The organism is Psychrobacter sp. KCTC 72983 (assembly GCF_014280455.1).
Taxonomy (GTDB): domain Bacteria; phylum Pseudomonadota; class Gammaproteobacteria; order Pseudomonadales; family Moraxellaceae; genus Psychrobacter; species Psychrobacter pacificensis.
Window position 1 is genome coordinate 1,617,022 of sequence record NZ_CP060390.1, and the last position, 12,625, is coordinate 1,629,646.

6 protein-coding genes are annotated in these 12,625 nt (G+C 45.1%); all 6 read left to right on the plus strand.

The annotated features are described in order from the left end of the window. Positions 1 to 7 precede the first annotated feature (7 nt). The 6 genes from pilQ to PSBA01_RS06955 all read left to right on the plus strand — a co-directional run bounded on the left by pilQ (position 8) and on the right by PSBA01_RS06955 (position 12,623). Positions 8 to 2,377: a type IV pilus secretin PilQ gene (gene pilQ / locus PSBA01_RS06930; RefSeq protein ID WP_186473575.1), complete on the plus strand. Its 2,370-nt coding sequence runs from the start codon at positions 8 to 10 to the stop codon at positions 2,375 to 2,377. Between the two features lie 205 nt (positions 2,378 to 2,582). Further along, positions 2,583 to 3,143 carry a shikimate kinase AroK gene (gene aroK / locus PSBA01_RS06935; RefSeq protein ID WP_093071072.1) on the plus strand — a complete coding sequence of 187 codons (561 nt, stop codon included), beginning with the start codon at positions 2,583 to 2,585 and terminating at the stop codon, positions 3,141 to 3,143. A 78-nt stretch (positions 3,144 to 3,221) separates the two neighbouring features. Continuing rightward, positions 3,222 to 4,331, plus strand: coding sequence for a 3-dehydroquinate synthase (gene aroB, locus PSBA01_RS06940; protein ID WP_186473577.1), 1,110 nt, complete (start codon positions 3,222 to 3,224; stop codon positions 4,329 to 4,331). A gap of 135 nt (positions 4,332 to 4,466) precedes the next feature. Beyond that, on the plus strand, positions 4,467 to 5,624 hold the full coding sequence (locus PSBA01_RS06945; protein ID WP_186473579.1) for a hypothetical protein: 1,158 nt from the start codon (positions 4,467 to 4,469) through the stop codon (positions 5,622 to 5,624). A gap of 881 nt (positions 5,625 to 6,505) precedes the next feature. After that, a complete protein-coding gene (gene gltB, locus PSBA01_RS06950; RefSeq protein ID WP_186473581.1) occupies positions 6,506 to 10,969 on the plus strand; it encodes a glutamate synthase large subunit in 4,464 nt (1,487 codons plus the stop codon). A gap of 232 nt (positions 10,970 to 11,201) precedes the next feature. Further along, entirely contained in the window at positions 11,202 to 12,623 is a 1,422-nt protein-coding gene (locus PSBA01_RS06955) for a glutamate synthase subunit beta (RefSeq protein WP_186473583.1), read from the plus strand. The last annotated feature ends 2 nt before the right edge of the window (positions 12,624 to 12,625 follow it).

Sequence of the window (12,625 nt, forward strand, 5' to 3'; positions counted from 1 at the left end):
ATAAATAATGACAGTACGCAATAACAAGGTAATGATGATGAGCAACCGCGTTTCTTCTGCTTTTGCCATTTCAGCACTGGCAGTCAGCATGGTGGCAGTAAGTAGTAGCGCCCACGCTGCACAGCGCATCAATAATGTGTCTGTAGTGCAAACTGCACCAGCAGTGACACAAATGCGTTTGGGGTTCACAGGTTTACCAGTATTGCCTGCAGCCTACGAGCTTGATGATCCTAGCCGCTTGGTATTAGATTTTGAACAAGTACAAAACGGTCTTGCCAGTCGTTTCAACGAATACAATATCGGTATGGTCAATGATGTCACCACGTTGAGTAGCGACAGTACGACGCGTCTTATCGTTGGCCTCAAGCAATCAGGCAATTATACAACAGCGATTGAGGGTAACGAGCTACTACTGACCATTACAGATCCTGATCGTCCAGTGATTACTAGTGACCCTGTACAAGATGTCCTTAATAACTCTAGCGGCATCACCACCACTGCAGTCGTCACGCCAATCGTTGAGACCAGCACGGTTCCCGTTGCAGCTGTCAGTACAAATAATACCGTCGTGGTAGAAAACGAAGTACCAGCCGATACGATGGTAGTCAGAGTTAATCCACTGTTGAACCCGCAACTTGCTTCTGCACAAGTAAGTAAGCAATACAGCTATGATGGTCTCAGTGCGGTCAATTTTTCGGCAGGTAATGATGGTGGCGGTAACGTCAGCATGGTACTTGCCAACGAAGCCATTCCGGTAGATGTACAACGCCAAGGTAATAAGCTTGTCGTACGTTTAACAGGCAGTACGGTCCCAAGAAACTTGCTACGTCGATTAAATATTAATAGTGGTCTGGTGAGTAGCATCGATACTAAAAACCAAGGACAAAATGGTGTCATCACTATTAATATGTTTGATGATTACGAGTATCAAGCTTATCAGTCAGGCAATCAGTTAAATATTAGTATTAGCAAGCCTGAGCTGCTACGTGAGCCGACACTTGAGGAGAGAGTATACAGCGGCGAGCCACTGTCCATGGAATTCCAAGACGTTGAAATTCGCAGCGTGTTAGATATTTTAGCGCAGTTTACTGAGATGAATATCGTTGCGAGTGATTCAGTCGCTGGTAACATCACCTTGCGTTTGATCAACGTGCCTTGGGATCAAGCACTCGATATTATTCTAAAAAGTAAAAATCTAGGCAAGCGCGAAAATGGTAATGTGATTTTGGTTGCGCCTTCTACTGAACTCGCTGAACAAGAAGCACGTGAGCTTGAAGCGCAGCAAGCTGTTCAATCTTATGCGCCATTACGTACTGAATATATTCGTTTGAGCTATGCAAAAGCACAAGATGTCCTGACTTTGATTTCTCAAGGAAGTGGCTCATCTGGTAGTAGCGGTATAGGGGGCACGAGCGGACTTACAAATCGTGGAAATGACAATAATACGTTGTTGTCGGATCGTGGTACGGTAACAGTTGATGAGCGTACCAATACCTTGATTGTCAAAGATGTGGCTGACAGTATCGAAAATATTCACAAACTCATTAGTAAGATTGACATCCCTGTGCGTCAGGTTATGATTGAGGCACGTATTGTTAGTGCCACTGACAGCTTTAGTAAAGAGATTGGGGTTCGCTGGGGAATCTTATCAAATGGTGCAGCCAATAATCGTAGCTTGTTGGTTGGTGGTAGTGATCAAACTTTGTGGGACTTAAAAGAGTTTGACGTAGAAACCACGACTGTCAATGGACAAACGGTTTCTTATCCTTCATATGACATCAGCCGTCCTGATAACTTAAACGTTGATTTAGGGGTGGATAATCCAGCCGGTAGTATCGCTTTTGGCTTATTAAGTTTATCTGATGTGATGCTTGATCTTGAACTATCAGCATTGCAAGCGGACAATCGCGGTGAAGTCATCTCAACCCCGAAAGTGTTGACGGCCGACAAGCAAACCGCAAAAGTTTCTTCTGGCACCCAGATTCCTTATCAAGAAGCCTCAGCGAGCGGCGCAACTACAACCAGTTTTAGAGAAGCGGCACTGAGTTTAGAGGCGACGCCAAATATTACCCCTGATGGCAAAATTGGTCTGCAGTTACTTATTACTAATGGTACGCCGACTATTATCAACAATCAGGTGGCTATTTCTGAGGATTCTATCTCAACCAATGTGATCGTTGAAGATGGTCAAACGGTGGTATTGGGTGGGGTCTTTAGAAACCGCACTAATAATAACGTGGACAAAGTGCCGTTTTTAGGCGATTTACCATACATTGGCCGTGCATTCCGCAGAGATGTGCGCAATAACAATAAGGAAGAGCTGTTGATATTTGTCACACCAAAATTGATCAATGATGGTACAACTCGCTTAAATTAATCATAAATTTGTTTATTATTCACTAAAAAAGTAAGCCTTAGTGCTTACTTTTTTTTGTGCATAAACTTAGCATCTTTAATATTGCGAGCTATATGCATGGATTAATGGACGTTAAGCGCTAAATATTACTAACAATAATCACAGCGCATTACTAGCCAGAATATCAATGACGTTGTATGATAGCTAATTTAGCTGAGTGAGTATTATGGTGCAGGAATTGCCGTCGGTGTTTTTAGTGGGTCCGATGGGAGCGGGGAAGACGACGATCGGTAAGTTACTGGCCAAGCAGTTAGGTCGCACTTTTGTAGATAGTGATTGGTATATCGAATCGCAAACCGGTGCTGACATTGCTTGGATATTCGCCAAAGAAGGTGAAGCGGGTTTTCGTGAGCGTGAAACACGTGCCATTGATGAGCTGACTCAAGCCCCCCAAATTGTATTGGCAACTGGCGGTGGCGCAGTATTGGCTGCTGAAAACCGAGAGTTCTTAAGACAGCGTGGCATCGTGGTTTATCTCAATGCCCCAGTCGATGTGCAAATGGCCCGCACTTCTAAAGACAAGTCACGGCCTCTTTTACAACAGCCTAATCCTAGAAAAATACTGCAAGATCTATATAGTATTCGCGATCCATTATATCGTCAGGTCGCGCATATTATTATGCCCACTGGTCACACTTATCCGCGTCATATGGTCAGCCAATTAATGCAGCAGCTGAACGCATTTTTTGATTGTACTGACACAACACCAAAAGACAATAAAGAGTAGACCGATATTAGCTATTGATATGATAGGTAGGTATACTCAGCTACTTTTACCCAATTATAAATGCTTAAGGAGTGTCTCATGGCAACGTCACTGTTTCATGATAGCTTAACAGTTCGTACGCAAAGTCATGATTATCCAATCATTATTACTGAAGATGCGACGTCAAAAGACAGCAGTATGGCAAAGCAAGTCGCACCTTATATTAAGGGTTGCCAAGTATTGATTGTGACTAACGATACCGTGGCACCTCTATATTTGCAAGCTTTAGAAGACGAGCTAGCAGAGCAGTTTACGGTAAAAGTTTGCGTGTTACCAGATGGTGAGCAATATAAGAACCAGACAAGCATTGACCAAATATATGATGCACTAATGGCAGAGCATTTCAATCGTGATGTCACGCTTATCGCACTTGGTGGCGGCGTGGTGGGTGATATGACAGGTTTTGCTGCAGCAAGTTTTATGCGCGGGGTCAACTTTATCCAAATTCCAACGACCTTATTATCGCAAGTCGATTCTAGCGTTGGCGGCAAAACGGGCATCAATCATGCGCAAGGCAAAAATATGATTGGGGCATTTTGGCAGCCACAAATGGTGCTCGCTGATATGAGTACGCTCAAAACATTGCCTGCACGTGAGCTGTCAGCAGGAGTCGCTGAAATTATCAAGTATGCGCTTATCATGGATGAAGCATTCCTGACATGGCTTGAAGAGAATTTAACTGCAATGATGGCGTTGGATCTGGCAGTACTTGGCGAAGCCGTGAAGCGCTGCTGTCAATACAAAGCAGATGTGGTCGCTCAAGATGAAAGAGAGTCAGGTGTGCGTGCCCTGTTGAACTTTGGGCATACGTTTGGTCATGTGATCGAGACCCATCAAGGTTACGGCAATTGGTTGCATGGTGAGGCGGTAGCGGCGGGCATGATGCAAGCAGCTGAACTGTCCCAAAAAATTGGTTGGTTGACCCTTGATGAGGTTGAGCGCATTGAGCGTGTTTTGATGCTAGGTAACCTGCCAACCAAACCGCCTGCCATTGATGTACAAACTGCTCTGGACTTGATGGGACACGATAAAAAAGTGAAACAAGGACAAATCCGGCTGATTTTGTTAAAATCAATAGGGAGTGCAGTAGTGACCAATGACTTCGATAACGATCTGTTGCTCGAAGTATTGTCACAACACAGCGCATAATGTATCAAAATTTTAGTGAGTATTCGTACTAAAACTTGATATGTACAGCAGATTCATAGGCTGCACTCACTGCACTTCTATTTGAATGAGCATTGGTGTAATGCTCTTAAATATGTTTTTACCAAGGATATTCCTATGGCAGCATCAAAATCGAAGACGCGTACCGCTGGCCAATCATACAGTCGTCAAGCCCTGATCTGGCTAGTCGCGACGTTACTATTAGGTGTTGTGACAGCGTTAGTCTGGATGCTAAGCCAAACGCCAGCGATGGGTGCCAAAATTGAAAACGAACCAGTATCAGCACCGCAAATGTTGGCTGATGAGTTTGAGCAACCATTAAAAATCGAGTCGCTTCACGAGCTGGATACCGATGTACAGCCGATTAGTTTTGATACGACTGTCCGTGACTTGCGTAATTATCCTGACGAGTTTAAAGACAAGCGCTATCTACTTGCCAACAAGGGTAAGTGGACCGTGCAGGTGATGAATGTCGCTGAAAATGACGTGATTGTCAGCTATTTAGAAGGCCGTGAAGATCGTGATAAGTTCGCTTATTTCCGCTATCTTGATAGTGAAAATCAAGTCCGTTATATGCTGACTTACGGAATCATGAGTAGTCCACAGGAGGCCGTTGGGGCAACAAAGCTCACAGATTTTAAACTGCCTGCCAATGTACGTGTGCTACCGGAGGAAATCAATCGATACGTAAGTATTATCGATAACTACGAGCGTCCTGATCCAGTAAAAGACTTAAGTACGAAGCGCACGCGCGCTGTCAATCTAAAACCGACTAAGCGTGAAATACCAGTACGTCAGCAAGCGCAAGCAGTCAACAATACGGCTAATGAGCAAGAAGCCGCTAACACTAATACGAGTCGCGATAGTCAACGTTCCTCTAACGATAGCGCCCCAGTAGAAAGCATCCGTCAATCTGCAGATACCTCTGAAACATTATCTGTCACAGAAGAGCGCACAGTTGGTAATGAGCCACAATCAACTGATGAGGCATCAAGTCAAACGCAAAGTAATACCAATAACTCCAAGCAGGAAAATAAAAAGCCGTCAACAGCAGGTGCAGATAATAGCACCGCTAAAAAACCACCCGCTGTACCTGCGCCAAAACCGCCCAATACGAGCAACAATGGGGCAAATAGTAATGCAAATGCACCTAAAAATAATAATGCACCTAAAAATAATAATGCACCTAAAAATAATAATGCGCCTAAAAATAATAATGCGCCTAAAAATAATAGTGACAGTATCAAGTCGTTAATAGAGGACAAAAGCAACTGATACGCATTTTCTGTTATTGAAAACCCCACTAGCTAATTGGTTAGTGGGGTTTTTTTATACTTCGTTTTTTTAATATATTAGTGGCTACTGTCGCTATTTTGGGGCAAAGTATTCAAGGTAGACAGATATCATCCATTGCCTCAGGTAACCCTAACATAGGCGCTTTATATTATATTTCTAATAGGTTTTTAATCGTCCTATAACCAATAGTAATGAGACCATATACAAATTATGGCTGATGAATCGATAGAAAAGACTAGATTTTTTGTGAATCATTAACTAATATAACTGTGGGCGACGTTCTGTATAGTTATCGTAAAAAACTATTGTTAAACAAGCATTTAGTGATAGATCTATCATTTATAGAGTTTATTACTGAAATTTGTTGTCTCAAGCGCGGCTACTTATAACCGACATCAAGATCATTGTAAGTGACGCAACCTCTCTTATTGTCACTCTTTTTAGAGTGAATAAGGCGCTTGAATACAGAGCGTCAGATATTCAAGACGAACCACATGCACGATTATTAAATGGTTGGATGTCCAGCTCTCATTGCTAGATATAACGACATAACACACGATGCTTAAACGAACGACATAACGTATTACTGATTGGGCAATTGGCATTTGGGGGTATAAATTACTCTGTTTCAAAGGGCTGCCATTCACTGTCTTTAATATATGACGCATATGTCACGACATTACTTAATGACCAAGAGGGTCAAAGGGTTACTTGCTTTTATAGCATGATGTTGATTGAGCCTCGCACCATTTACTAATTCAACTATCCGAATATCCACTATCAGCCCGTTCTGCTTACGGGTACCAGCTTATGCTCCGCATTGGAGATGTAAGTTGCCCGTCTACTTAAAAGGACAAGCTATGTCAATGATTTCCTCGCAAACACACCTGGCCACGCCAGATGATTTTTCTGATAATTGCGGTTTTGGTCTAATTGCTCATATTAAGGGTGAAGCCAGCCATAATTTGGTAAAAACCGCCATTCATAGTTTAAGTTGCATGACACATCGTGGTGGTGTGGCGGCAGATGGTAGAACTGGTGATGGTTGCGGTCTACTATTAGCGACGCCTACCGACTTCTTTAAACAGATCGCTGATGAGCAGCAATTCGCAATCACAGACAACTTTGCTGTTGGTATGGTGTTCGTCAATTTGGATGATGGTAAAGCCAAGCATAGCCAGCAAGTATTGAGCGATGAGATTACCGCTCAAGGATTAGAAGTCGCTGGCTGGCGTGATGTGCCACTTGATTTGAGTATTGTGGGTGAGATCGGCCGTGAGACATTACCAGATTTTAAGCAGGTATTTGTCAATGCGCCAGATGACTTGGCTGCTGAAGATTTCAACCGTAAGCTGTTTGTTGCACGCAAAAAAGCAGAGCAGCGCCTGACAGATGACGAGCTGTTTTATGTATGTTCATTAAGCTGCCAGACCATTATTTATAAAGGTCTGGTCATGCCATCAGACCTGCCAGCATTTTTCTTGGATCTTCAAGACGAGCGCTTGGCGTCACATATCGTGGTTTTCCATCAGCGTTTCTCCACCAATACTTTGCCGCGTTGGCCATTGGCACAGCCGTTCCGTTATCTGGCTCATAATGGTGAATTGAATACCATTACAGGTAACCGCAACTGGTCTAAAGCACGCACGCCAAAGCTCAAATCAGACAAACTGCCGAACTTGAATGAATTGACGCCGCTTGTAAACAGTACAGGTTCTGACTCATCAAGCCTAGATAACATGCTTGAAGTGCTAATGTCTGGTGGTATGAATTTGTTCCATGCGATGTCGATTTTGGTGCCACCAGCGTGGCAGAACGTCGATAGCATGGATATGGATTTGCGAGCGTTTTATGAGTTTTACTCGCAGCATATGGAAGCGTGGGATGGTCCTGCAGGGCTTGTGATCCAAGATGGACGCTATGCTGTCTGTATGCTCGATAGAAACGGTCTGCGTCCGTCACGTTGGGTGACCACCAAGAACGGTTATATCACGGTTGCATCAGAGGTTGGTGTTTGGGACTACTCACCACAAGATGTGTTGGCAAAAGGTCGTGTCGGCCCAGGTCAAATGCTGGTTATTGATACGTTGACAGGTCAAGTGATGGATACGACTGCTGTTGCAACGTTGCTGAAAAATGCGCATCCGTATCGAAAGTGGCTGCGTGAAGAAGCGACACGTGTCCGTGATGATGAGCGCTTAGAAGAAACCTTAGCAGCGCAAGCGTGCCGTGGCGATAAGCTAAAAGCTTTACAAAAGATGTATCACATCACCAATGAAGAGCGTACAGAGATTATTCGTCCTAATGCTGAAAACGGCCAAGAGCCCGTCGGCTCTATGGGTGATGATACGCCGATGGCTGTACTATCGCAGCAGATACGTCATGTGGGTGATTTTTTCCGGCAGCAGTTCGCACAGGTGACCAACCCGCCAATTGATCCATTACGTGAATCAATCGTGATGTCACTACAAACTTGCCTAGGCGCTGAAACCAATGTGTTTGCGCCATCAGCAAGAGATGCTCACCGTATTATTTTATCATCACCAGTCTTGTCAGCCAGCAAGATGCAGCAGCTTGAAACCTTGGGTGATCCAGCATTCAAGATGGCTCGTGTCGATCTGAACTATGACCGTACTTTAGAGTTATCTGATGCTATCGTTGCTATTTGCGAAGAAGTGGCAGATAACATCCGTTCGGGCAATACCTTGATCGTACTGTCTGATAAAGAGATCGATGCAGAAAAAGTACCTGCCAATGCCATCATGGTTACAGGAGCCGTGCACCATTACCTGATTGCAGAAGGTATCCGTACCGATGCCAATCTCATCATCGAGACGGGGCTGGCGCGTGACTCGCATCAGGTGGCGGTATTGATCGGGTTTGGTGCAACTTGTGTGTATCCATATTTGGCTTATGATGTCATCGATGACTTGGTGGCGACTGGTGAGTTGCTTGGTGATCCAATTCAAGCCCGCGTTAATTTCCGCAAAGGCTTGGATAAAGGTTTGCTAAAAATCTTATCAAAAATGGGTATCTCTACCATTGTGTCGTATCGCGGTGCGCAGCTGTTTGAAGCAGTTGGTCTGTCTGAAGAGGTCGTGAGCCTATGTTTTAAAGGCGTACAAAGCCGTATCAAAGGCGCTACCTTTGCAGATCTTGCCGCTGACCAAGCGCAACTGGCTGCCAACGCATTTAAGCGTCGTGCGCCACTAGATCAGGGCGGTTTGCTCAAATTTGTCTTCAATAAAGAGTACCATGCCTTTAACCCTGACGTGATCAACAGCCTGCATACGGCAGTACGTACGGGCGATTATGAGAATTATCAGAATTATGCCAATCTAGTCAATAGCCGCCCAGTGGCGACCTTACGTGACTTATTGCAACTAAAGACTGACAACAGTATCGATGTCGATGATGTTGAAGATATCTCTGAGATTTTGACGCGTTTTGACTCAGCAGGCATGTCACTAGGTGCGCTGTCTCCTGAGGCACATGAATCGATTGCAATGGCGATGAATACTATCGGTGGACGTTCAAACTCTGGTGAGGGCGGTGAAGATCCTGCGCGTTATGGCACGTTGCGTAACTCAAAGATCAAGCAAGTGGCCTCTGGTCGTTTCGGCGTGACACCTGCATATCTGCGCTCAGCAGAAGTGATGCAGATCAAGGTCGCTCAAGGCGCAAAACCGGGCGAGGGTGGTCAGCTACCTGGTGGTAAAGTGAATGCGCTGATTGCGCGCTTGCGTTATTCGGTGCCAGGCGTGACCTTGATTTCACCGCCGCCGCATCATGATATTTACTCTATCGAAGATTTGGCGCAGCTGATTTTTGATTTGAAGCAAGTCAATCCAGACGCATTGGTATCCGTTAAATTGGTGTCGCGTCCCGGTGTTGGTACGATCGCGACAGGCGTTGCAAAAGCCTATGCCGATTTGATTACGATCTCAGGTTATGATGGTGGTACAGCAGCATCTCCGCTATCGTCTATCCATCATGCAGGCTCGCCATGGGAGCTAGGTTTGGCTGAAACCCATCAGTCTCTACGAGTGAATGGATTACGTGATAAGGTACGTGTTCAGACCGATGGTGGTTTAAAAACAGGATTGGATGTCGTCAAGGCTGCCATTCTTGGTGCAGAAAGCTTTGGCTTTGGTACCACGCCGATGATTGCGGTTGGTTGTAAGTACCTTCGTATCTGTCATTTAAATAACTGTCCAACAGGGGTTGCTACCCAAAAAGCCAAGCTGCGTGATGAGCATTTCATTGGTGAAGCAGAAATGCTGATTAATTTCTTTAAATTTGTGGCGACTGAAACACGTGAATGGTTAGCAGCGCTAGGTGTTCGTAGCATGGAAGAGCTGGTCGGTCGTACTGACTTGCTAGATATCTTAGAAGGTAATACGGACAAGCAGCGTCATCTTGATTTAACGCCATTGCTATTTAGTCACCCAGCCAGTGTGGGCAAAGCCCAAACGTGTCAGGTGGAGCGTAACGAGCCGTTTGATAAAGGCTTGCTCGCTGAGCAGATGATTCGCGATATGCTCGTCAATATTCGCCAAGGCTCAGGCGGCGATTATAGCTATTTCGTTGGCAACTGTGACCGCTCTATTGGTGCTCGTATCTCTGGTGAGATTGCACAAGTATGGGGCAACCTTGGCATGAGCGATATGCCGATCAAGCTTCGCCTGACAGGTACTGCAGGGCAAAGTTTAGGCGTGTGGAATGCTGGCGGCTTAAATATCGAGCTTGAAGGCGATGCCAATGACTATGTGGGTAAAGGCATGGCTGGCGGTGAGATTGTCATTTATCCACCTAAAGACTCAAACTTTACGGCACAAGAAACCGCCATCATCGGTAATACTTGTCTATATGGTGCAACGGGCGGTAAGTTATATGCTGCTGGGACCGCAGGTGAGCGTTTTGGCGTCCGTAACTCTGGTGCGCATGCAGTCATTGAGGGTACAGGTGACCATTGCTGTGAATATATGACGGGCGGTATCGTCACGATTCTTGGTCGTACTGGGCTCAACTTCGGCGCTGGTATGACGGGTGGTTTTGCTTATGTACTCGACATGGAAGGTGACTTCTTTGATCGTTGCAATCATGAACTGATCGATCTCAACCGTATCTCAAGCGAGCAAACAGAAGAGCATCGCATTCACTTACAACAAGTGATTGAAGCTCATGTAGATAAAACAGGCAGTGCGTGGGGTCAGACGATATTGGATGACTTTGAGCACTATGTTCGTAAATTCTATTTGGTGAAGCCAAAAGCGGCGAACATTGCAAGTCTTCTTAAAACTACCATGGCCGACCCACAATAGCCGATTTGTCATTGTCGGTCGTGTCAATCGATTGTCTTAAGAGATCGTATTGAGGAATCGACAATGACTTTAATTAGGGTAGCCAGCGTTCCGTTTTTAGAGACGTTTTAACTCACAGGTTTTCAGCAGGTACGTGACAGCAGTGATATATGTCTTTGATTTTAGACAAACAACACATCGCATGACTGTCGCCACCCACTGCAAAAGAGCCTTATATAAAAGAGATAGCACCATGGCAAAACGCTTAGAAAATAACTTCCAGTTTTTAGATGTACCGAGATTTGATCCAACCAAAAAAGACATTGCAACGCGCTCAACAGAGTTTGTTGAGATTTATAAACCTTTTGAAAACGAAGCTGTTGCTCAGCAAGCGCATCGTTGTCTTGAGTGTGGTAACCCGTACTGCGAGTGGAAATGCCCAGTACACAACTATATTCCTAACTGGCTAAAGTTGGCGACAGAAGGACAGATATTCCAAGCGGCTGAATTATGCCATCGCACCAATACCTTGCCTGAAGTATGCGGACGAGTTTGCCCGCAAGACCGTTTGTGTGAAGGCGCTTGTACATTGAACGATGGCTTTGGGGCAGTGACCATTGGTAATGTCGAGAAATATATCAACGATACCGCGTTTGCACTTGGCTGGCGCCCAGATATGTCTGAAGTTGTTTGGACAGACAAAAAAGTTGCTATCATTGGCGCAGGACCAGCAGGTCTTGGTTGCGCAGATATCTTGGTCAGAAATGGTGTCAAACCTGTCGTCTTTGACAAACGTCCTGAAATTGGTGGCTTATTAACTTTTGGTATTCCTGAGTTCAAAATGGAAAAAGACGTCATGCGTAACCGCCGTGTCATCTTTGAAGACATGGGTATGGAATTTCGCTTAGAGACAGAGATCGGTACAGACGTCACCATTGATGAGCTATTGGCTGAGTATGACGCGGTCTTTATGGGCATGGGTACATACACCTATATGCGTGGCGGGTTTGCTGGTGAAGAGCTAGATGGCGTTTATGATGCATTAGATTACCTGATTGCCAACGTCAACCGTTGTAATGACTGGGAAAAAGATGCCGAAGAGTACATCGACCTTAAAGGCAAAAGAGTTGTCGTACTAGGAGGTGGTGACACAGCGATGGACTGTAACCGTACCAGTATTCGTCAAGGTGCTGAAAAAGTCGTCTGTGCTTATCGCCGTGATGAAGAAAATATGCCTGGCTCACGCCGCGAAGTAGTCAATGCTCGTGAGGAAGGGGTTGAGTTTTTATTCAACCGCCAGCCTACTGAAATCATTGGCTTAAACGGTAAGGTCAATGGGGTAAAAGTAGTCACGACGCACCTGGGTGCGCCAGATAACCGCGGACGTCAGCGCCCTGAGCCGATTCCTAATTCTGAAGAGATTATCCCATGTGATGCCGTGATTATGGCATTTGGCTTTAGACCAAGTCCTGCTGATTGGTTCGAGTCGCAGCAAGTGGCAATGGACAGCTCTGGTCGAGTGTTGGCTGCAGAAAAACAAACCTTTAAATTCCAAACGCAGAATCCCAAAATTTTTGCAGGTGGTGATATGGTACGTGGCTCTGATTTGGTCGTGACGGCTATTTGGGAAGGCCGCGAAGCAGCAGAAGGTATACTAGACTTTTTAGAAGTATAATT

Bases quoted from the DNA above. Each gene is read 5' to 3' on its own strand.
- pilQ (WP_186473575.1), top strand. From the start codon at position 8: ATGACAGTACGCAATAACAAGGTAATGATGATGAGCAACCGCGTTTCT.
- aroK (WP_093071072.1), top strand. From the start codon at position 2,583: ATGGTGCAGGAATTGCCGTCGGTGTTTTTAGTGGGTCCGATGGGAGCG.
- aroB (WP_186473577.1), top strand. From the start codon at position 3,222: ATGGCAACGTCACTGTTTCATGATAGCTTAACAGTTCGTACGCAAAGT.
- PSBA01_RS06945 (WP_186473579.1), top strand. From the start codon at position 4,467: ATGGCAGCATCAAAATCGAAGACGCGTACCGCTGGCCAATCATACAGT.
- gltB (WP_186473581.1), top strand. From the start codon at position 6,506: ATGTCAATGATTTCCTCGCAAACACACCTGGCCACGCCAGATGATTTT.
- PSBA01_RS06955 (WP_186473583.1), top strand. From the start codon at position 11,202: ATGGCAAAACGCTTAGAAAATAACTTCCAGTTTTTAGATGTACCGAGA.